The 19908-nt window shown below is 61.0% G+C and carries 20 protein-coding genes; 6 read left to right on the top strand and 14 right to left on the bottom strand.

The window, feature by feature from the left end; genetic code table 11:
• Positions 1 to 48: 48 nt before the first annotated feature.
• A complete protein-coding gene (locus tag RTP54_RS23365) occupies positions 49 to 816 on the bottom strand; it encodes an SDR family NAD(P)-dependent oxidoreductase (RefSeq protein WP_312365963.1) in 768 nt (255 codons plus the stop codon).
• Positions 817 to 1111: 295 nt separating this feature from the next.
• Between RTP54_RS23365 and queC the strand changes: the two genes are divergently transcribed.
• Genes queC through queE form a run of 3 tightly spaced genes read left to right on the top strand, consistent with a single transcriptional unit; the run spans position 1112 to position 2903 of the window.
• Positions 1112 to 1822 carry a 7-cyano-7-deazaguanine synthase QueC gene (gene queC, locus RTP54_RS23370; protein ID WP_312365964.1) on the top strand — a complete coding sequence of 237 codons (711 nt, stop codon included), beginning with the start codon at positions 1112 to 1114 and terminating at the stop codon, positions 1820 to 1822.
• Positions 1822 to 2178, top strand: coding sequence for a 6-carboxytetrahydropterin synthase QueD (gene queD, locus RTP54_RS23375; RefSeq protein ID WP_312365965.1), 357 nt, complete (start codon positions 1822 to 1824; stop codon positions 2176 to 2178). Before queC ends, queD begins: the two co-directional genes overlap by 1 nt.
• Entirely contained in the window at positions 2175 to 2903 is a 729-nt protein-coding gene (gene queE, locus RTP54_RS23380; protein ID WP_312365966.1) for a 7-carboxy-7-deazaguanine synthase QueE, read from the top strand. Before queD ends, queE begins: the two co-directional genes overlap by 4 nt.
• A 48-nt stretch (positions 2904 to 2951) precedes the next feature.
• Here the strand turns inward: queE and RTP54_RS23385 are convergent, their stop codons facing one another.
• From RTP54_RS23385 to RTP54_RS23395, 3 genes are all read right to left on the bottom strand, one after another.
• Positions 2952 to 4817: a hypothetical protein gene (locus RTP54_RS23385; protein ID WP_312365967.1), complete on the bottom strand. Its 1866-nt coding sequence runs from the start codon at positions 4815 to 4817 to the stop codon at positions 2952 to 2954.
• 280 nt (positions 4818 to 5097) lie between these two features.
• Positions 5098 to 5886: a hypothetical protein gene (locus RTP54_RS23390; protein WP_312365968.1), complete on the bottom strand. Its 789-nt coding sequence runs from the start codon at positions 5884 to 5886 to the stop codon at positions 5098 to 5100.
• Positions 5887 to 5905: 19 nt separating this feature from the next.
• A complete protein-coding gene (locus RTP54_RS23395) occupies positions 5906 to 6142 on the bottom strand; it encodes a hypothetical protein (protein ID WP_112818624.1) in 237 nt (78 codons plus the stop codon).
• 285 nt (positions 6143 to 6427) lie between these two features.
• Between RTP54_RS23395 and RTP54_RS23400 the strand changes: the two genes are divergently transcribed.
• The 3 genes from RTP54_RS23400 (at position 6428) to RTP54_RS23410 (ending at position 9094) form a co-directional block, all read left to right on the top strand.
• Positions 6428 to 7105: a winged helix-turn-helix domain-containing protein gene (locus RTP54_RS23400; RefSeq protein ID WP_112811298.1), complete on the top strand. Its 678-nt coding sequence runs from the start codon at positions 6428 to 6430 to the stop codon at positions 7103 to 7105.
• Positions 7092 to 8462: a HAMP domain-containing sensor histidine kinase gene (locus RTP54_RS23405; RefSeq protein WP_312365969.1), complete on the top strand. Its 1371-nt coding sequence runs from the start codon at positions 7092 to 7094 to the stop codon at positions 8460 to 8462. Before RTP54_RS23400 ends, RTP54_RS23405 begins: the two co-directional genes overlap by 14 nt.
• Before the next feature lie 65 nt (positions 8463 to 8527).
• Complete coding sequence (locus RTP54_RS23410; RefSeq protein WP_312365970.1) at positions 8528 to 9094, top strand: dual specificity protein phosphatase family protein; 567 nt, start codon at positions 8528 to 8530, stop codon at positions 9092 to 9094.
• 181 nt (positions 9095 to 9275) lie between these two features.
• On the opposite strand, the gene RTP54_RS23415 is transcribed toward RTP54_RS23410, so the two are convergent.
• The 10 genes from RTP54_RS23415 to RTP54_RS23460 form a co-directional block, all read right to left on the bottom strand.
• A complete protein-coding gene (locus RTP54_RS23415; RefSeq protein WP_409517193.1) occupies positions 9276 to 9986 on the bottom strand; it encodes a phosphatase PAP2 family protein in 711 nt (236 codons plus the stop codon).
• 25 nt (positions 9987 to 10011) lie between these two features.
• Positions 10012 to 11334, bottom strand: a complete 1323-nt coding sequence (locus RTP54_RS23420) for a histidine kinase dimerization/phospho-acceptor domain-containing protein (RefSeq protein ID WP_312365971.1) — start codon at positions 11332 to 11334, stop codon at positions 10012 to 10014.
• Between the two features lie 6 nt (positions 11335 to 11340).
• Positions 11341 to 11994, bottom strand: coding sequence for a response regulator transcription factor (locus RTP54_RS23425; protein WP_112811334.1), 654 nt, complete (start codon positions 11992 to 11994; stop codon positions 11341 to 11343).
• Positions 11995 to 12046: 52 nt separating this feature from the next.
• Entirely contained in the window at positions 12047 to 13735 is a 1689-nt protein-coding gene (locus RTP54_RS23430; RefSeq protein WP_312365972.1) for a phosphoethanolamine--lipid A transferase, read from the bottom strand.
• A gap of 174 nt (positions 13736 to 13909) precedes the next feature.
• On the bottom strand, positions 13910 to 14659 hold the full coding sequence (locus RTP54_RS23435; RefSeq protein ID WP_312365973.1) for an isoprenylcysteine carboxylmethyltransferase family protein: 750 nt from the start codon (positions 14657 to 14659) through the stop codon (positions 13910 to 13912).
• Between the two features lie 9 nt (positions 14660 to 14668).
• The gene (gene cmoA, locus RTP54_RS23440; protein ID WP_312365974.1) at positions 14669 to 15430 is read right to left on the bottom strand and encodes a carboxy-S-adenosyl-L-methionine synthase CmoA; all 762 of its coding nucleotides are present in this window, start codon (positions 15428 to 15430) and stop codon (positions 14669 to 14671) included.
• Positions 15431 to 15663: 233 nt separating this feature from the next.
• Positions 15664 to 16494 carry an ABC transporter ATP-binding protein gene (locus RTP54_RS23445; protein WP_312365975.1) on the bottom strand — a complete coding sequence of 277 codons (831 nt, stop codon included), beginning with the start codon at positions 16492 to 16494 and terminating at the stop codon, positions 15664 to 15666.
• A 7-nt stretch (positions 16495 to 16501) separates the two neighbouring features.
• Positions 16502 to 17533, bottom strand: a complete 1032-nt coding sequence (locus RTP54_RS23450) for an iron ABC transporter permease (protein ID WP_312365976.1) — start codon at positions 17531 to 17533, stop codon at positions 16502 to 16504.
• Positions 17530 to 18540, bottom strand: a complete 1011-nt coding sequence (locus RTP54_RS23455) for an iron ABC transporter permease (protein WP_312365977.1) — start codon at positions 18538 to 18540, stop codon at positions 17530 to 17532. The genes RTP54_RS23450 and RTP54_RS23455 overlap by 4 nt, the downstream gene beginning before the upstream one ends.
• Positions 18537 to 19901 carry an MATE family efflux transporter gene (locus RTP54_RS23460; RefSeq protein WP_312365978.1) on the bottom strand — a complete coding sequence of 455 codons (1365 nt, stop codon included), beginning with the start codon at positions 19899 to 19901 and terminating at the stop codon, positions 18537 to 18539. Before RTP54_RS23460 ends, RTP54_RS23455 begins: the two co-directional genes overlap by 4 nt.
• Positions 19902 to 19908: the final 7 nt, after the last annotated feature.

A 19908-nucleotide genomic window follows, 5' to 3' on the forward strand; every position in this document is an offset into this window, starting at 1 on the left:
GACGTGGACCGGATGCGTCGCGCATCCGGTCCCGCCGGCCATAAGCTCTCAGCGCGCGCCCATGCGCAACGCACCGTCGAGACGGATGACTTCGCCGTTCAGCATCCGGTTCTCGCAGATATGCTGCACGAGGGCCGCAAATTCCTCCGGCTTGCCGAGGCGCTGCGGGAAGGGAACGCTCTTGCCGAGCGAATCCTGGACCTCCTGCGGCATGCCGGCCATCATCGGCGTTTCAAAAATGCCGGGCGCGATAGCGACGACCCGGATGCCGTGCCGCGCCAGTTCGCGCGCGATCGGCAAGGTCATGGCAACGACGCCGCCCTTGGAGGCGGAATAGGCGGCCTGTCCGATCTGGCCGTCGAAGGCGGCGACCGAGGCGGTGTTGACGATGACGCCACGCTCGCCGTCGTCGCCCGGCGCTTCCTTCTCCATCGCAGCCGCTGCCAGCCGGACCATGTTGAATGTGCCGATCAGATTGATGCCGACCGCGCGGGCAAAACTATCGAGGCGATGGGGACCTTCGCGTCCAAGCACCTTTTCACCCGGTGCGATGCCGGCGCAATTGATCAGCCCGTGAAGATGGCCGAACTTGTCGACAGCGGCGGAGATGGCGGCTGCGCCGTCCGCCTCGCTGGTGACGTCCGTCTTGACGAAGAGAGCGTTGTGTCCAAGCGTCTCGGCCGTCGCCCGCCCGGCGTCTTCGTTGATATCCGCGAGTACGACGCGCGCGCCCTTGCCATGCAAAAGGCGGGCAACGCCGGCGCCAAGGCCCGAACCGCCGCCGGTCACAATGAAGACTTTTCCGTCGATCTGCATTCCAAAATTCCTCCCATGTCGATCTCTGCCACGCGCCAGCGCTTGCATGCCAAGGCAGCGAAGGTCACGCCCTCCGGCGTGACGCGCGACGTTAGCGTTTTTGCAAGCGCGCGGAAATCGCCCTCAGCGCTTTTAATGCTGCATTGCACCTGACGTACAACGTGTGCCTTGGCGCAGCTCATTTTCGACGCGCGCTGAACGTGCTGGTGAGGGGTGGTCAAAAGCCGGGCGATGGCTTAGAAGCGGCGCCGCATCCGGTCGCAGCCCACCCGGTCAAAACAAGGGATCCACATCTATGAGAACTATCGTCATCTGCTCCGGCGGATTGGACTCCGTTTCGCTCGCCCACAGGATCGCGGCGGAACACGAACTCGTCGGCCTTCTGTCCTTCGATTACGGCCAACGCCACCGCAAGGAACTCGAATTCGCCGCCGCCTGTGGCCGGCGGCTCAACGTTCCGCATGAGGTCATCGATATCACCGGCGTCGGCCGGCACCTGACCGGATCGGCACTGACCGATGATGTCGAGGTGCCCGACGGCCACTATGCCGAGGAGACGATGAAGGCGACGGTCGTGCCGAACCGCAACGCCATCATGCTGGCGATCGCCTTCGGGCTCGCCTCGGCCCGCAAGGCAGAAGCGGTCGCCGTTGCAGTCCATGGCGGCGACCATTTCATCTATCCCGATTGCCGGCCGGGTTTCATCGGCGCATTCCAGAAGATGCAGGACGAAGCGCTCGACGGCTATGGCAGCGTGCGGCTCTACGCCCCCTATGTCGAGGTGCCGAAAGCCGCGATCGTCGCCGATGGCGCAAGGCACGGCACGCCCTTCGGCGAGACCTGGTCTTGTTACAAAGGCGGCGAGCACCATTGCGGGCGTTGCGGCACCTGTGTCGAGCGACGCGAGGCCTTTCATCTCGCCGGCGTCGAGGATCCGACCGCCTATGCCGATCCGGACTTCTGGCGCGCGGCCACCAGCCGCTTCTCGGCAGAGGAGATCCGCTGATGTACCGCATCACCAAGGAGTTTCATTTCTCCGCCTCGCACCAGTTGAGCCACCTGCCGGCCGATCACCAGTGCGCGCGGCTGCATGGCCATAACTACATCGTCGAGGTCGAGCTTGCTGCCGCCGATCTCGACGAAGACGGTTTCGTGCGGGATTATCACGATCTGGCGCCGCTCAAGCGCTACATCGACGACAGTTTCGACCATCGTCACCTGAACGATGTGCTCGGCCACGAGCGGGTGACGTCGGAGTGCCTGGCGAAGCATTTCTATGACTGGTGCAAGGCGCTGCTGCCGGAAACGTCGGCGGTGCGCGTCAGCGAGACGCCGAAGACCTGGGCGGAATACCGACCATGACCGGCGCCGTAATCCGGGTCAGCGAGATCTTCGGCCCGACAATCCAGGGCGAGGGCGTGCTGATCGGCCAGCCGACGGTCTTCGTGCGCACAGGGGGCTGCGATTACCGCTGTTCCTGGTGCGATACGCTGCATGCGGTCGACAGCGAACACCGGGAAGAGTGGCGGCCGATGGCGGTGGACGATGTCTGGAGCGCCGTCGTGCGGCTCTCCGGCGGCGTGCCGCTCACCGTTTCGCTCTCCGGCGGCAATCCGGCCATTCAGCCGCTCGGCCCGCTGATCGCGCGCGGCCGTGGCGACGGTTATCGGTTTGCGCTCGAGACGCAGGGCAGCGTCGCCAGGGACTGGTTCGCCGATCTCGACACGCTGGTGCTCAGCCCGAAGCCGCCGTCGAGCGGCATGGAGACCGACTTCGCGAAACTGGACGACTGTGTTGCCATGGCGGCAGGCCATCCGACGACGGTGCTGAAGTTCGTCGTCTTCGACGACCGGGACTATGCCTATGCCCGCGACGTCGCCCGGCGGTATACGTCGCTACCGGTTTATCTGCAGCCGGGAAACCACACGCCGCCGCCTCCCGATGACGACAGCGCCACCGTCGATATCGAAGGTGTGATGAACCGCATGCTTTGGCTGGTCGACAAGGTGATCGACGACAGATGGTTCGACGCGGGGGTGCTGCCGCAGCTGCACGTCCTGTTGTGGGGCAATCGCCGCGGCGTCTAGACACGGCAGAAGCAGCCCGTCGTTCGCGCTGAGATGCGGGAGCGCGGTCTAAAACTCGCAGTCGCGTTTCGACTTCCCCGCGCTTTTGATGTCCCGCTGGAACAGGGTTTCGTTCGCATCCGGATCGATCGCCTGGAAGGCCTGCCAGAGGTGCTCCGTGTCCGCACCCATGCGCGCGAACGTGCTGATCAGCAGCGAGCCGTAACTCGCATGGACCGGAAGCTGCTTTTCCGCCAGCAAGCGTTTCAACACCGGCAGCGCCGCCACACCATTTTCTCCCGCCCGGCATAGGCCCTTCATGCCGGCGAGATAGGGATGCTGGTAGCGATTCTCCTGATAAAAGTGCTGCCCGCCGCTAAGCCCGACTTCGATCAGATGGACGAGCGCCGGCACGCCGTCCTTGCCGAACGCCCCGAGCCTGGCAAGTGCCAAGTCGAGATATTGTTGCGCGGACGGGTCTCGCGCCAGACGGTCGAGGTCGTAGAAATGTGGCGCAAGCGACTGGATGGACAATGCCGCCAGCGCAATATCGAGATCGCCGAGCGAGCTTTCGAAGTGGACGCCAAGATGGTCGGGCCAGGTCTGTCCGGCGCTCGCGCGCGCAAAAAGCAGGTCGGCAAGCTTTGCCCGGGTTTCCGCAGGTTCGTTGCTCTCGGCATATCTCACGGCCAGATAGAGCCGCGGCGGAGGCGGAAACTGCGGAGAGGCAAGAATCGCCAGAGCAAGGTCGAATTCGCGTTTGCTAAGTTTGGTATCCCGCACCACTCCGAACTTTTGAGAGTATGTGGAAAATGCCTCCCACTCCGCCGGTGTCGGCGCGCGAGAGGCAGCGACGGCAGCTTCAATTTTCTCGACAATCCGCCTGCCGACGCCCGCATCATCGAGCGCCAGTTGCAGGCCGAGCGTGGATGTCAGAAATGTTACCCAATGCGCATCATCGTCGACATATCGGCTGGGGCTGTTCACCATCTTGGCCAAGCGGAACCACCCCATATCCATTCGGAATTCGGAGCCGAATGCCGGCCCCGGCAAAAGCAGGGGAGCAAATGGAGCGTAATTTATCCGTGTCGAACGATAGATTTCGTCAAGGCCAGTTTTTCGATCCACGGTGTGGACGCTTGTCGTGAACGTTGAAATCGTGTCGGCCGAAAAATCGAACCCGGCTTCGATGTCGCTGACACCGCGCTTGGTGCGGCCTTGCGAGATTACCAGATCGGCGTCTCCAAGCGTGGTAGCCTTCTGCACCAGGCATCGGCCGTTGCTGATCGACAGATTCATGGCCTCGACAGCGTTCGTATCTCGCGTCTCACCCGCGGCATTGCGCAAGCGGAGGCTGTGGTAACCCGGCTGGAAGCGCGTCGAAGGGCAGATGGAACGGTTCTCAAGCCGAAACTCGATTGCGCTTTCATCGAGCCGAGGCTCGGCGAAGAGATTTTTTACCGCCACGACGAGCACTCTGTCGGCGCTACCGCTCAAAAGTGCGTGAAGGCAAAAGCCGTCGCATTTCGTCGTTTGCCGATCAAAGTTGCTCCACCTGCGCACCGCGATCGCCCTGGCCGTCACCGGCGCCGTGATCTCGTTGCGGTCCGCCGCCGCGATCGCCTCGACGTCGTTCTCGATACGCCAGTTGAGAAGTGCTGCCGGAAGCGCAAACAGCGCGGCAGTTGCCACGCAGGCGAGGACTATCTTCAAACTTTTTCCTGCCGGCGCCAGCCGGTAGACGAGAACAAGCGTAAAGGAAACGAGCAGGAGCGCGGGCGCGGCCCAGAACAGGACAGCAATGGGAAGACCGACGATCGACAATGCGGCAAGTATGCCAATGCCCGGCACCTTAAGTGCGAGCACGGCAACGATGGTCAGAGGAACGAAGAACCAGAAGAGGGCAGTTCGTCCTGATGGTCTACGATATTTCATTGGGGTATCCGGCCGTGGGCGATCTCGCTGTCTCGCATAATCCGAGGCCGGTGAAGAAAGCACCACGAAGATTGGATAACCTTTGGTTGCATTTGCGTTAGCGTGGATGTGGCAAGCCAAAAAAGCCTCGACGGTCCGCCGAGGCTTTGAAGTTCTTGTTTCGATGATCCATGGCCACATGACATGATCGAAACGGCCCCCAGCAAATCCGGTGCGGTTCAAACGACGAATGCGAAGGCGCTGACGTCTTGCGTTGCGTATGCTTCAGAGCACCGTACCCTCACATTTGATGTTGCGATTCCAGGTCCGTGTCCTCCGGTTGTCGGCTTGCCGTGAGATAGATGACCAGGGTGACGATGGCGACGAGAAACATGAGGCTTGTCGCGATCGTGCCGAACCCAAGGCCGCCATACTCCACCGGCTGAGAAAGGAGGTCACCAAACGACGCTCCAAGCGGGCGCGTGAAGATGTAAGCGAGCCAGAAGGTCAGTATCGGATCCAGCTTGAGAGCGTAGTAACCGACGGCAATCACCGCGATGATGGCGCCGAACAACAGGCCCGTTGCGAGGTAACCTATGGCCAGGACCTCAGCGACCAGATCGCCGACGGCCGTACCGAGCGCGAAGGTGAACAGAATTGCCAGCCAATAGAAAATCTCTCGGCGCAGCGTGAAGATCGAGTGGATCGACAAGGTTCTTTCCGTCGCGTACCAGACGGCGAAGGTGACGGCCAGAAGGACGGTGAAGGCGATCGCCGTCGTCTCGAGCGCAACCCCGAAATTGTCGACGAGGTTGTCGGTCACGAGTGTCCCGACGATGCTGATGAGGACGACGGCAGTCCAATAGACCGAAGGGAAATAGCGTCTCTGGGCGAACTGCATCAGGAGAGCGGCAGCCAGGATCGCGCTCATCACCACCGACGTCGTGGCGAGCCCGAGCCCAAGATTGATGGCCAGGTAGTCTGCGGCGGTTTCGCCCATCGTGACCGCCATCAGTTTGATCAGCCAGAATTCGATGGTGACGTCGGGCACCCGGTTTTTCGGGCCTGCCGACACGGTGTTCGCTGTCATGACCTGTCTCCCTCAAGACCTATTTGCCGATGATTGTGATTGCTTGCGTGAGGAACTGGTCTGCGCGGACATCGTCATCGGCGTTGCAGCGCTCGACGGCCTTGTCTTCGAGATCCTGGACCTTCGCGCGATCGGCATCGCCAAGCTTCGCGCTCGCTTTTGCGGCGCGCATATCCTTCAACATGGTCTCACAGGGGACGGTCGCTGCAGAGGACGCCAACGGCGATGCGCCGACAAGGAGCGCGGCAACGAGCATGACGGGGGTGATTTTCTTCACGGGGGCAATCCTTCCGATTGTACGAGCTGTCGTTGGCGTCGCGCCATTCGTTGACGCCGGTATGGTTCTACCGGGTCAATTTTGCCGGGCCCTTTCCCAGGTCTTACGGTTTCGTAAGCTCTATTGTCGGACAGCGCTGCCGCATTCCCGGACTAATTGAACCCGCCCCGATGACTTGCTTCTTTCGAAAAAGATGACCGTGTCGGCAGCTGCTCGACAGGTGCGCGGCCCTAAAGATCGGGTTTGTTCAGCTCAGAGGTTCAGATGCGCATCCTCGTCATCGAAGACGACCACACGACAGCCGGATACGTCGAGCGCGGCTTCTGCGAGGCCGGCCATGTCTGCGATGTCATCGCAGATGGGCGCGACGCGCTGTTTCACGCCAGCAAGGAAGACTACAATGTGCTTGTGGTCGATCGCATGCTCCCAGGGCTCGATGGGCTGTCGCTGATGAAGGCGTTGCGGGCCGCTCAGGTCAAAACGCCGGCGATCTTCCTCACGTCGGTCGGGGGCGTTGACGACCGCGTAGAAGGGCTCGAGGCCGGGGGCGACGACTATCTCGTCAAACCCTTTGCCTTTTCCGAGCTTCTCGCGCGCGTCAATGCGCTCGGAAGACGTCCACCATCTCAAGCGCAGGTCACCGTCCTGCGGTGCGCCGACCTCGAGCTCGACCTCGTCAAGCGCCAGGCCCGGCGTGGCAGCCAGACCATCGAACTCCAGCCACGCGAATTTACGCTGTTGGAGGTGCTGATGCGCGGGGAGGGCCGCGTTCTCACGCGAACCATGTTGCTCGAGCGCGTCTGGGAGTTTCATTTCGACCCGAAAACCAGCGTGGTCGAAACCCACATCAGCCGACTTCGGGCAAAGATTGACAAGCCGTTCGACGTCCAGCTCGTCCATACCGTGCGCAACACCGGTTACAGTGTCCATGCACCGCGCTAGGCTTTACCGAAGTACACCCTTCCGGCTTGCCCTGACATTCGCGGTTCTTTTCGTTGCAGCCTTTGCGGTGTCGGGGTTGATTACCTATCAGTTGCTGAAACGCGACCTGTTGTCCGCGCTGGACAGGTCCGTCGACGATGCCTACGCGGTCACGGCGTCCACCTACGCGAAGGACGATGTCGAGGACCTGATCGCCACCGTCGAAGCCTATTCGAAGCTGCGCTCCGGCAGCCGTGTCTTTTCACTTGTCGATCAGGCTGGAAGGCGGATCGCCGGAAACGTCGACGCCGTCGGGCTTGCGCCGGGTCTGTCGACCTTGAAGGCCGCCGACATCGGCGTCGAAGGCGCGGCAGACTTTCGCGTTCGGGCGGGAACAGTCGACGGATACATGCTTGTCGTTGGCCAGAGCTTCGAAGAGACAGACAAGCTGGAGGACATCGCCCTGATCAGCTTCGGATGGGCGCTGGTCATCACCGTCTTCATCGCCATTGCAGGTGGCACCTTCCTTGGCTCGCGCGCGCAGGCTCGCCTGGACGGGATCGTGCGCACGATGGTCGACGTGTCGAACGGAAGGATGAGAGCCCGAATTCCACTACGCGGGAGCCGAGACGACATCGACGCGGTTTCGGCCCAGATAAATCACGCGTTGGAACGCCTGGCCAATCTGGTCGAAAGCATGCGCCAGGTCAGCGCGGACATTGCCCACGAGCTCAAGACGCCGCTCAACAGGCTGACGCTGACGATCAATGATGCGCTGGCGAGGAATGCCGAGGGTCTTAGCGTCGACAAGCAGCTTGTCGACGCGTTGGCCGAGAGCGAACAGATCAATGCGACTTTCGAGGCGTTGCTGCGGATATCGCAGATCGAGGCTGGCGGACGGAAGGCGCGTTTCAGCGAGATCGACCTCCTGGGCATTCTGACTACGGTCGCGGAAATCTATATCGACGTGGCTGAAGACCATGGGCAAAGGCTCCATTTCGTGCCGGAGATCACGCAGTCTTGCGTTGTCCAGGGTGATCGGGAGCTCCTGACGCAATTGTTCGTAAACCTGGTCGAAAATGCCATCAATCACTGTCCCAAGGGCACCGACATCGTCATCGGCATTACCGGAAGCCGTCACGGCTGCACGACGACGATCAGCGACAACGGCCCGGGCATTCCGGCGGCCGAGCGGGACAAGGTGTTCAGGCGGCTGTATCGGCTCGACAAGAGCCGCACGACGCACGGCAGTGGCCTCGGTCTGAGCCTGGTTCGCGCAGTATCCGATCTACATCATGGCGTCATCCGCTTGGCCGACAACGGGCCGGGCTTGCGCATTTCCCTGACCCTTCCGGCGGCCGCAGCAGAGCAAAACTGACCTGGCGGCCGTTCAGCTTCATGTCAGCGGCTGCATGCATGGTGCTTGAAACAGGAGCACTTCGGATGAAATTCGGAATTGTCAAACCGCTATTGTGGACGACGCTGACGGTAGCGTTGGCCGTTGGCGGATATCTCGCAGCTATCCAGCTCTCCGGCAACTTTGACGAGGTCATTGCGGGCGAACTTTACCGCTCGAACCAGCCGACGCCGGAGCAGATCACCAAATACGTCAAGCGTTATGGCATCAAGACGATCATCAACCTTCGTGGTGCCGATGACGGCGCGGCCTGGTATCGCGACGAGGTGGCGACTGCAACGGCGCTCGGCGTAAAGCATGTGGACTTCAAGATGTCGTCGAGCCAGGAGATGACGTTCGATCAATCCCAGAGTCTCGTTTCGCTGTTGCGCGATGCGCCTAAGCCACTGCTCATTCACTGCAGGTCAGGCGCTGACCGCACGGGGCTGGCGTCTGTCATCTACCTTCAACAGATTGCCAGGACCGACGAAGAGACCGCCGAAAAACAGCTGTCGATATGGTTTGGGCATATCGGCGTCCCCTACGTCTCCTCTAGCTACGCAATGGATGAGAACTGGGAAAAACTGGAGAAAGTGTTCGGTCTGGCCGGTTAGAGCGTTTCATCTTTAAACGGATGCGATTCCGTCGGCTCAAAACGGCCGTTCCACGCGAAGGATGGCGAGAGCGATGCGGATCCATCGGGCAAGCCATCCGACAAAGTGGACGGCCGTCTTCAGCCAACCCGAAGGGCCGGATGAAGCTTGGCAGAATGCTTCCGTTTCAAGATGAAGCGCTCTAGCGGCCGACGGGTTCCTCGCGGCGAGGCAGATAGCGTCTGGCGATCATCCAACAGATCGTTGCCCATGTCGCGCCGGCGCACCAGCCACCAAGCACGTCCGTCGGATAGTGAACGCCCAGATAGACCCGGCTTAGCCCGACCAGGAGCGTGAGCACCAGGGCCACGGCAATGACGTACAATCGCGTGGCACGGCTCGCCTGAACACGCGAGAGAAGCAGACCCAGCGTCAGATATGTGACGGCGGACAGCATGGCATGTCCGCTCGGGAAACTGAGATCGTGAACGTCGACAAGGTGGGGAACGATGTCGGGCCGCGGCCTTGCAATTCCGATCTTCAAAAGCGTGCTGAGCAACCATCCGCCAAGGACCGAAAACAGGACGAACATGCCGGTCTGGCGCCGCAGGGCGAGCAGGAGATAGCCAACGGTGCCGACGGTGACCAAGGTCAGGACCGTCGTGCCGCCGAGGCTGGTAATGTCGGTGACCACATGTGTCAGCCATTCGGGCCCGATCGGGACGGAAAGGTCACCCGGTTGGCGCAGTGAGCGCAGGATTGCATCATCGAAGGCGCGCGTTTCGCCCTCGATGACTTCACTTGTCAACCTGAGGAAGACGAAGGCCCCGCCAGACGCCACGGCGAACCCGGCGATGACCGAGGAGCCAAGCGACGTTACCTGCCCGGAGAGCCATTTGCCGAGTGCGGGGATCGTGGACAAGACAGAGTTCCAATCGCTAGAAGCGCACGGCGGCCTCAAAGCCGCCAGGCCTGCCGGTTGCCGGGGAGTGAAGCGCCAGATTGCCGTTCATCTGCTCGACGAAGCGCTTGACGATCGAAAGTCCAAGTCCGGAGCCGGCCGCTTGCGTCGGCCCTCGGGTAAAACGCTTCGTCAGGCTTGCCAACGTCGCCTGATCCAGAACGGCGCTTTCATTGACGATCCGCAGGCCCTCACTGTCGAAGTAGACATCGACGATGCTTCGCGCGGGACTGTGGACCAACGCGTTCTCGAGCAGGTTTCGCACGACGATCGCGAATGCATCTGGGCGGACTTGCCGTTCGACGCGTGCATCGCCCTGTGCATGAAGGACGATGCGCCCCGCGCCCAACGCCGATCGCCTGATGTCTTCGATCACAACGTCCAGGATCGGGAAGAGGTTTGTCTTCTCATCCGAAATACCGATGCCGGCCTCGGCGCGCGACATCTGCAGCAGCTTTTCCGCCAGCCGGGCGAGGTGTTGAAGCGAGCGCTCGATCTGTCCGGCGCGTGCCGCCAGCGACGGTGGCACCTCGGCGAGCAGACGCTGGGTCTGGGCCAGCGCGCCGGCGATCGGTGTGCGCAATTCGTGGGCGCTGTTGGCGGTGAACTCCCGCTCCGCTTCGAGCGCTGATCGGAGCCGCTCCAGCAACAGGTTGACGGAGCGGGCGATCGGGCGAAGTTCAACCGGGAGCCCGGCCTCATCGACCGGGATCATGTTGCCGCCGTCCTTGGTGCCGATATCGTTGCGCAACCCTTCGATCGGCGACAACGTCATCCGGACAACGAGGATGATGGCAATGATGCTTGCGGGAATGAGGGCCAGGATCGGGAAGAAGAGGGCCATGCCTCCTTCGATTGCAGCCTCGCGCCTGTGGTCGAGCCCATCCGCAACCTGGATGTAGAGTGAGCCGTCCGCTGTGCCGGCCGTGTAGAGCCGGTGTGTGTCGGTCTGCGAGAAGCCGACGGCAAGTGCGATGGGAAACGGTTCGGAAGGCGCGTCCCTTGATTTCAACAGGATCTGACCGTCCCGCCCCCGAACCTGGTAGGTCAGATATTCGCGGTTGGTGGCGGCCTTTTCCGCCACGCCCCGGGGGGCGTTTCCTGCTTGCCTTCCCGCCAGATCGTCATTCACGATCGGTAGCAGGCGTTCTGCCGTTTCCTGAATTCCACTGTCAAAAATCTCGGAAAACTCGTCCTGCATGATCAGCACGCCGAAACCCATGGCGACGAGCCAGAAGGCTGCGACGACGCTGGTGATCGCCACGACGAGCTTGCGGGTCATGCTTGGCGTCTGAAACATGGTCACTCACTTGATGCAGTAGCCGACGCCCCGGATTGTCTCGATGCGATCGTGCCCGATCTTCTTTCGGAGCCGGCTGATATAGACCTCGACCGTGTTGCTCTCTATTTCGGCGCCGAAGGCATAGAGTTCCTCGTGCAGCTGCGCCTTGGATACGATCGCTCCTGGCCGTGCCGCGAGCTTGTCCAGCACCGCCCATTCACGGGCGCTCAGGAGCTGGATCTCGTTGTCGACGACGACGTTTCGATTGATCTGGTCGATTTCGATGCCGGGCAGGCGAATGGTTGACGTTGGTTTTCCCGCGTAGCGCCTCGACACGGCCAGCATTCGCGCCGTCAATTCGTCCAGGTCGAAGGGCTTGACGAGATAGTCGTCCGCGCCGCTGTTGAGCCCCTCGATCCGATCGGAAACCTGATCATGTGCCGTCAGGATGATCACCGGCGTCGCATCCTGTCGCCCGCGCAGGTGGCGCAGCAGCGACAGACCGTCTCCATCAGGCAATCGAAGGTCGAGAAGGATCAGCCCGTACTCGACTGTCTCCGTCGCCGCCATGGCATCGACGACGCCGGTAAACCAGTCGACAGCGTGTCCCGCGGCGGCGATGTGGTCGCGCAGCGCCTCCCCCAGAACCTGATCGTCTTCCACAAGCAGAACGCGCACACCATCACCAGACATCAAACGACCCATGGCTATTGTCGCCCGAAGAGACATGTCAAGTCGACCGTTTTTCGATCGGTCTGGTTGCCGAAGAAGCCTCGGTTCGCTTGCAGGCCGCAAACACGTCGAGTTGTGGATCGTAGACCGACGTGGAGACATTCATCATGCCGAGCACGCTGTGAAAGAGATTGTCATGGGAGTAGGCATCCGCCCGTGCACGTTGTGTCAGGCAGGCGCGGTCAACACCGAAGGACGCCGCAAAATCCGGATCCATCCAGGTCAGGAACGGGACATGCGTCTGCGTGTCCGGCGCGAAGAGATAGGGCGTACCATGCAGGTACAGTCCATTCTCGCCAAGCGATTCTCCGTGGTCGGACATATAGAGCATGGCGCCTGCGAGCTTTTGTGAATGGGCCGCGAGCTTGTCGATGATCACAGAAAGGACGTGGTCGGTATAAAGGATCGTATTGTCGTAGGCATTGAGGATCTCGCTATCGAGGCAGTCCCCGAGCTCCGCCGTGCGGCAATCGGGCGTGAAGCGTCGATAGTCCTCTGGATATCGAAGATAGTAAGTCGGCCCGTGGCTGCCCAATTGGTGAAGGACCAGCACGCTATCCTTGTCGACGTTGTCGAGCCAGGCGTCGAGCTTGTCGAAGAAAATGGCATCCTGGCATTCGCCGAGCCGGCAGAAGCGCGGATCCGTCGACGTGGCAAGGTCGACGTAGCGGATCCGATCCGCAACGCCCTTGCTGCCGGTGTTGTTGTCCCACCACTCCACCTGGATGCCGGCATGGGAAAGAACGTCGACAAGGTTTTCGTTTTCGAGGGACTTTCGATGGGAATAACTCGACCGCGTGAGGTTCGAGAACATGCATGGGATCGACGTCGCCGTCGCAGTGCCGCAGCTGGTCGTATGAGCGAAGTAAACGATGTCCCTCCGGGCAAGTTCCGGATTGGTGTCTCGACCATAACCGCCGAGCGCGAAATTGGCGGCGCGCGCGGTTTCGCCGGCAACGATCACCGTGACGCGCGGCTTTCTGATACCGTCGATCGCCGGGCGAACTGTTGCGTCGGTGCCGAGAGGTGCGACAACGATTTCCTGCTCTGCGCCGGTTTGCATGAGGTACTTCATCGTCCCGGATAGCGGCGTGATCGGGTTCAGTGTCTTCACCAGGTCCTTGTGCTGGCGGATCGCCGTCACGAATGTCTTGGAATGCGAGAAACCGGCGATGCCGAAGACCAGGAAACTGACGGTTATGGCGACGCTATTGCGCATCAGCTTGTGACCGAAGGGGTGATGAACGATCCGCACCCAGATGATCGCCACGACGGGCAACAGCACGTAGAGAGCCAGATGCCAGGCAAATGCCGGCGTCAGCAGATGTCCGGCTTCCGCGGGCGTGGTTTCAAACGCGTTGCGGACCATGTCGCTGTCGATCACAACGCCGAACCGGTCGGTGAACCACGAAGAGACGCCTGCGACCACAACCAGCACTATGAAAAATGGCTTGGTGAGGTACTTCACCGAGAACATCGTCACCAGGCCAAAAAACAGGCAGCTGATTGCCAGATAGAGGGTAGCGACGGCGAGGGGGTATGCCGCGAGATAGAGGTTTATCTTCCCCCAGAAGGTCTGATTGGTGAACACCACGAGGTAAAGTGCGGTCAATGCGCTCAACTGAATGCTACCGACCCTTGGCCGAAAGCGTTGAATGACGGTCCACGTCGATGGTTTGTCGTGCAAAGCTAAACCCCATGGCTGGCAAGTTCGATGCAACGCGACAGCAGACGCCGCGTGCTAGGCAGTGCATCCTTTGCGTGGGATTTCTGACATGAACCTGAAGGGGGAGAGGCGGATCGCCGATGCTTTGCCCGGGGTCGCAGCAATGCTCGTTTTCAACAGGGCGAGCCAACGCGGCTAGAACGACGTCTTCGGCTCACGGAAGACACCGCGTTTCTTGAGGTGGCTGATCAACGCGGTTGCCAGGCCGACGAGCGCCATGAGTGCGGCAAGGAAGAGCAGATAGGAAAGCTGGTGCTCAAGGTCATCGGCGCTGGCGAAGCGATACATTTCGGTTCCAAGGACGGCAATCAGGGCCGATGAGACGGTCGAATAGTCCTTCGCGATGACACGCTTGACGTTGAACGTCATCCCCTCGGTAGCGCGCTCAAAATTTCCAAGCCGCAGCGTCCAACGCGGTACGTCCCGACAGTAGGCGCGGTAGGCATCCCCAAACTTGTCTTCCAGGAACGCCTCCTCGGCATGGACAATGCACTGATACATGAAGGTAAACAGGCAAATACCGATGGCGATGACCAGCGGATCGCCGTGCAGCAGGAATATGCCCGAATAGACAAGCATGTTGCCGACATAGAGTGGGTTTCGACAGACACCGAACATGCCTTCGGTCACCAGATCCTTGGCGTAGACCCGCTTATTCAAGCCCCCTCGCTTGATATAGGCATAACCCACCACGACCATGCGCAATGCCAAGCCGCTGAAAACAACGAGGACCGCAACGACGTCCTTGAACAACGCTGCCGTGGGGCTACCCCAAAGCTCGAGCGGCGGTGCAGCCAGGCAGAAAAGCGCGACAATGACCGCAGGAAAGACTTGATTTCGATATCGGAAGAAGAAGTTTCCAAGCGTTAACATCATCGTCTTCATCTCGATGCTCTACTTTACCGCGACAATTCCGCAGAAATTGTACCAACGGAAAAAGACTTCGACGCTCCGGAAGCCGACTTCGCGCAACAGTTGCAGGTTTTCCTCCAGACGATAGGGGATCAGCACGTTTTCCAGAGCCTCGCGCTTCTTGGATATCTCGATCTCGGAGTAACCGTTGCGCCGCTTGAAATCGTAATAGTGCTGGATAAAGAGCCGATTGAAGGTCGTGTCTTCGCCTGTCAGCTTCTCGACCAGCAACAGACAGCCTCTATCGTTCAGGGCCCGATGCATCATGCGCATGACCCGCTCGCGATAAAGGGGGCGAATGAACTGGAGCGTCAGCAGCATGGTGACAACGCTCGCGTTTTCCATGTCCACGCCCTGGTGGAGATCGGCCGCCATCAGTTCGATCTTGCGTCTGGCACCTGCTGCTTCGATCTTTTGCCGGGCCTTGTCCAGCATGTCCGGCGCATTGTCGATGCCGACGAACCGAACGTCCGGCCTGATGACGCCGTCCAGACTGAGGAGGGTCGTGGCCGTCGAGCAGCCAATATCATACAGGTTCGTGTGCGGTTGCGCGAAGTCGAGCGCGAGCTCGCAGACCATCCGCTGCATCTCTTCATAGTAGGGGACAGAGCGGCCAACCATGTCGTCGAACACATCGGCCACGGTCGCGTTGAACGCAAAATCGCCGACCTGTTGGTCCTCTCGAGCAAAGACTTCATCCTTGCGATTGGTGCGCAAGTGGAGGTGCGGTGCCTTATCAGCCATCGATTGCAACCCGATTGATCCGATGCGTGACGGACCTCAACACAGGACATGCTGGAGCCAGTCGCAGCCCAGGAGGCCACGATAACCTGACACGAACCTGAAGGGACCAGCCGACCCGGCGCGCACCGGCGGCGCTGCACCAAGGAGACAATCGATTCCAGGGCGAACGCTACTGTCGAGCAATGTGTTGGCGGACATCGATCCGCGAGGGTGGCGGCTGCCGGAGCAGTGCTTCAGTTATGTGCTGGTGCGGTGAAAGCCGCCGCCGATCGCGGATCCTGCGACGGCACGCTGCCGAGCGGTACGCGGAAGTAGGGCTCGCCCGAGGCGGCAGCTTCGAAACTGCCCTGAACCTCAAACGTTGTCTGAAGGTAGTTGGTGCTCGCCAGCTCGTGGCTGCGGCCTTCGAAAACGAACTTGCCTTTGCAGAGCAATAGAACGTTGTCGGCGACGGCCATCGCATGATTGAGGTCGTGGATTGCAAGCACGACAGCAATACCTCGTTCTGTGCTCAGCCGCTTGAGCAGCTCAAGGACCTCGACCTGATGACCGATATCGAGGAACGATGTCGGTTCGTCCAGCAGGAGGATTTCCGCCTCCTGCGCCAACGCGGCCGCGATCCAGGCGCGCTGGCGTTCCCCTCCGGAAAGGTTGGCGAGATCACGGTCCGCGAGCGCGACGAGGCCCGTTTGCTCAAGCGCCCAGTCGACGACCGCGAGATCCTTGCGCGAAAAGCTCTGGAACAGGCCGAGATGCGCAAAGCGCCCCTGCCGAACGAGTTGCTCGACGGACATGTTTTCGGGAGATGTCGGGTTCTGCGGCAGGAAGGAGAGGCGCTTGGCAAGGTCCCGCCGCCGCCAGGTTTCGATCGGCCTTGCATCGAGGCTGACCGTACCGCTCGTACAGCGCGCAAGACCGGCCAGGGCATGCAGTGCCGTACTCTTCCCGGATCCGTTTGGACCTATCAGCGACGTTATCTCTCCCGGGCGTACCTCGATCGACAATGCGTCAAGCGCGGTCATCGCCCCGTAGTTGATCGTAATCTCGTCGGCTCTCAACGGCATAGCGGCCTCATCGATATCGGCGGAGCAGGAAAATGAGGAACGGCGCGCCCGCAAAGGCGGTAACCACCCCAATCGGGATTTCTTCGGGCCCGCCGACCAATCGGCCCACCAGGTCGGCGCCGGTCACGAGCGCTGCTCCGATCAGCGCGGCAAACGGAATGACCAGTGCAAAATGCTTGCCGGCGACGAAGCGTGCCAGGTGCGGCACGACGAGGCCGACGAAGATGAGCGGCCCCACAGCACCCACGGCGCTGGCAGCCAGGATCGAGGCAACACAAAGCGCCAGGCTGAAGTGGAGCCGATATGAAAGACCGAAGGACCGCGCGACATCCTCATCAAAACGCAGCATCAACACCGGCCGATAGAGCACGGGTAGAACGGCAAGGCCGACCACAGTGAATGGAAGCAGGAAAAGCACGTGTTCCCAGCCCCGCGCATAGAGGCTGCCCGAAAGCCACTGCATGACAATCTCGAAACGCGAGCTGCCCCAGCCGACCACGATGCCCATGGCGATGGCATGGAGGAACGCGCCAATGGCAATGCCGCACAGCGTCAGTTGCAGTGCGGCCATCCGTTTGGAGATGGCAAGACAGTAGATCACCAGGCCGCTCATCAGCCCGCCGACGCAGCCGACCAGCGGCAGCCAGGAAACGGGCAGTGTATAAAGCGCGTTGGCATCCGAATTGAAGCGATAGACGGCAAAGAACAGGAATACGGTGACCGCCAGCGTGGCCCCTTGCGATATGCCGAGGATGGTTGGATCGGCGAGCGGATTTCGGGTGATGGACTGCAGTAGTGCGCCGGCGACCGCGAAATGAATGCCGGCCAGTATTCCCGTGAGGATCCGTGGCAGGCGGATTGTCAGAATGATCAGGTCTGATTGTTCCGATCCGTTGCCGGTCAACGTCGCGATCACCTCGCTCGTCGGCACATCAACGACGCCGAGCACCACCGCGACGACGACCAGGCTCATCGCCAGAAGCAGGAGCGCAAGCATCCCCCTTGTCGGCGTGGCGTTGATGGCGCGTCCTTCGATCATGGGCGTGTCCCCGCTGTCATTCGGAGGCCGCGCCGCTGGATCAGGTAGATGAACACCGGGCCACCGATCAACGCCGTGAAGATGCTCACCGGAATTTCGCGCGGAGCCGCGACGGACCGTGCCAATGCATCGGCTGTCACCAGCAGGGCTCCCCCGAGTGCGATGCTGAGAAGGATCGCCCAGAGCGTGTCTGCGGGGCGCAGAAGGCGAACGAGGTGAGGGGCAGCAAGGCCGATGAATGCGATCGGCCCGGCCACGGGCGTTACGCCCGCGACCAGGATAATTGCGCAGATGAGGATGACCGGTTTCCAGATGGCCGTGTTGACGCCCATGCCGGCCGCCGCTTCATCGCCAAGGCCGAACAGGCCAATGACCCGCTGGCTGACAAGCGCACCGAAGAGGCCGACGACAATCCAGGGAAGCATGTAGACGACCTGTGGCCAGGAGCGGCCCTGAAATCCGCCGGAAAGCCAGAACAGCACGGATGGTGACTGCGGCCCTGCGAGCAACAGGACGTAAGTCGTGATGGCGCTCAGGAACAATGCCACCGTAACGCCGGAAAGCGCCAGATGCAGCGGCGAACCGCGCCCGCCATTCGATGCAAAAAGCGTCAGCGCTGCTGCGCCGATACCGCCCGCCATGCCAATCGGCGGATAGTAGACGGACGATACGGCCGGGAAGAAAATGAAGGTGATGACGATAGCCGTTACCGCCCCGGCCGACACACCCGTCAGGTCGGGCGCTGCCAGCGGATTTCTGGTGATCGACTGGAGCAGGAAGCCCGCGGTGGCCAATGCTGCGCCAGCGAGGAATGCCGCCAGACTGCGAGGCATTCGAAGTGTCCAGACGATAATGCCGTCCGTTCCCTGATTGGGCGTCAGAAGCGCACCGACAGCCTTCGAAAGCGACATGGGCTTCGCTCCGAAGAGCAATCCGGCCACAAAAACCAAGAGCGTACCGGCGAGGATAAAGACAAGCATGGAAAGCGAGCGGGAGTGCCGTTTCATGAGATTGACCGCGCAAATTCAAGTTTGGCGGCCGTGCGCTCGAAAAGAAGCACCATGCCGATGCCGGCAGCGACCAGTCCCGCCCCCATTCCGATCCAGACGCCAAAGGCACCGAGTGGCGTCTGGGACCCGAGCAGCCAGGCCAGCGGCAACCCGAAGGCCCAATAGCAGACAATCGTTATCCAAAAACCATGGCCGGCCCGTCCTACGCTGCGCACTGCACCCACACCAATGTTCTGGACGAAATCGAACACCTGGATAATCGCTGCTATCATCAGGAGCGTGAGCGCCATGTTGTAGGCTTGTACGGATGTGGCTTGATCGAGTGAGAACAGTCGCAGGATCGGCGCGGGAAACAGGCAGAACAGCACCGAGAAGATGCCGACGACGACAAGGCCCAGGCAGAAGCCGCTGCGCCCGACGCGCAGGGTTCCGTTCCAGTCCTTGCTGCCGAGCGCCTCGCTGACGCCCACCGACGTCGCATGCGACATCCCGATCGAGAGCATGAAGACCACATACATGACCTGGTTGACCACCGCGTGCGCTGCCAGCGCGGAGGCGCCGAAGGCGCCCATCATCAATGCGATCGAAAGCGTGAAGCCGGCTTCGGACCCGTAGGAGCCGGCGGTCGGCAAGCCGATCGCGAGCAGTCTGCGCAAAGATACGAGAACCTCGTTTAGGGATTTCACCGGCGCAAACCGCGTCGTTCGATGTGTCACGACTGCAACTGCGGCAAATTGCAGGAGAAATGAAATCGAGCTGGAGGCAGCAACACCGGGGATGCCAAGGATCGGCAGGCCGAAAGCGCCAAACAGGAAGCCATAGTCGAGGAAGGCATTGACGACGACGGTTCCCAACGTGATGGCGAGCAGGACGCTGGTCTTGCGCTGTCCCACCACGACACCGCGGTAAGCGTCGAACCAGAACAGCGGGAGGTAGCCGGGCGCCATGAAAATCAGATAGTCGCGGACTTGCACGGAAATGTCCCCGTCCTGCCCGAACCACTCCAGCGTGGATCCTGCCAGGGCGAGTATCGCGGCCGCCACAACGGCCGTGATCGACGACATGATCAAGGCGGCGGCAAGATGATTGCCGCCGACCTTGTCGCCCTGGTCTTGCGCCACCAGGTTGGATGTTCCGATGATCATCCCGAAACCCATGGTTCTCAACAGGTTGAACAAGGTATAGCCGAGCGCGCCGACCGCAATCGCGGTGCCGCCGAACCAACCGAGCATGACCATGTCCGTCGTCGAAATCGCCACCTGAGCGATTTGGATGAATGAAAGCGGTAACGCCAACTCGGCGATGCGCCGCGCTTCGTCAAAGGTAGGGATGCTGTCTGACACTTCGGTGGTCCGCATTGGCCCG

The organism is Ensifer sp. (genome assembly GCF_031989085.1).
Lineage (GTDB): Bacteria > Pseudomonadota > Alphaproteobacteria > Rhizobiales > Rhizobiaceae > Ensifer.

What these genes read in the sequence shown, in the direction of transcription:
- RTP54_RS23385 (WP_312365967.1), bottom strand. Translation starts at nt 4,817, where the DNA reads ATGAAATATCGTAGACCATCAGGACGAACTGCCCTCTTCTGGTTCTTC.
- RTP54_RS23435 (WP_312365973.1), bottom strand. Translation starts at nt 14,659, where the DNA reads ATGAAGACGATGATGTTAACGCTTGGAAACTTCTTCTTCCGATATCGA.
- queE (WP_312365966.1), top strand. Translation starts at nt 2,175, where the DNA reads ATGACCGGCGCCGTAATCCGGGTCAGCGAGATCTTCGGCCCGACAATC.
- RTP54_RS23365 (WP_312365963.1), bottom strand. Translation starts at nt 816, where the DNA reads ATGCAGATCGACGGAAAAGTCTTCATTGTGACCGGCGGCGGTTCGGGC.
- RTP54_RS23445 (WP_312365975.1), bottom strand. Translation starts at nt 16,494, where the DNA reads ATGCCGTTGAGAGCCGACGAGATTACGATCAACTACGGGGCGATGACC.
- RTP54_RS23405 (WP_312365969.1), top strand. Translation starts at nt 7,092, where the DNA reads ATGCACCGCGCTAGGCTTTACCGAAGTACACCCTTCCGGCTTGCCCTG.
- RTP54_RS23410 (WP_312365970.1), top strand. Translation starts at nt 8,528, where the DNA reads ATGAAATTCGGAATTGTCAAACCGCTATTGTGGACGACGCTGACGGTA.
- RTP54_RS23395 (WP_112818624.1), bottom strand. Translation starts at nt 6,142, where the DNA reads ATGCTCGTTGCCGCGCTCCTTGTCGGCGCATCGCCGTTGGCGTCCTCT.
- RTP54_RS23400 (WP_112811298.1), top strand. Translation starts at nt 6,428, where the DNA reads ATGCGCATCCTCGTCATCGAAGACGACCACACGACAGCCGGATACGTC.
- RTP54_RS23390 (WP_312365968.1), bottom strand. Translation starts at nt 5,886, where the DNA reads ATGACAGCGAACACCGTGTCGGCAGGCCCGAAAAACCGGGTGCCCGAC.
- RTP54_RS23420 (WP_312365971.1), bottom strand. Translation starts at nt 11,334, where the DNA reads ATGTTTCAGACGCCAAGCATGACCCGCAAGCTCGTCGTGGCGATCACC.
- queD (WP_312365965.1), top strand. Translation starts at nt 1,822, where the DNA reads ATGTACCGCATCACCAAGGAGTTTCATTTCTCCGCCTCGCACCAGTTG.
- cmoA (WP_312365974.1), bottom strand. Translation starts at nt 15,430, where the DNA reads ATGGCTGATAAGGCACCGCACCTCCACTTGCGCACCAATCGCAAGGAT.
- RTP54_RS23460 (WP_312365978.1), bottom strand. Translation starts at nt 19,901, where the DNA reads ATGCGGACCACCGAAGTGTCAGACAGCATCCCTACCTTTGACGAAGCG.
- RTP54_RS23455 (WP_312365977.1), bottom strand. Translation starts at nt 18,540, where the DNA reads ATGAAACGGCACTCCCGCTCGCTTTCCATGCTTGTCTTTATCCTCGCC.
- queC (WP_312365964.1), top strand. Translation starts at nt 1,112, where the DNA reads ATGAGAACTATCGTCATCTGCTCCGGCGGATTGGACTCCGTTTCGCTC.
- RTP54_RS23450 (WP_312365976.1), bottom strand. Translation starts at nt 17,533, where the DNA reads ATGATCGAAGGACGCGCCATCAACGCCACGCCGACAAGGGGGATGCTT.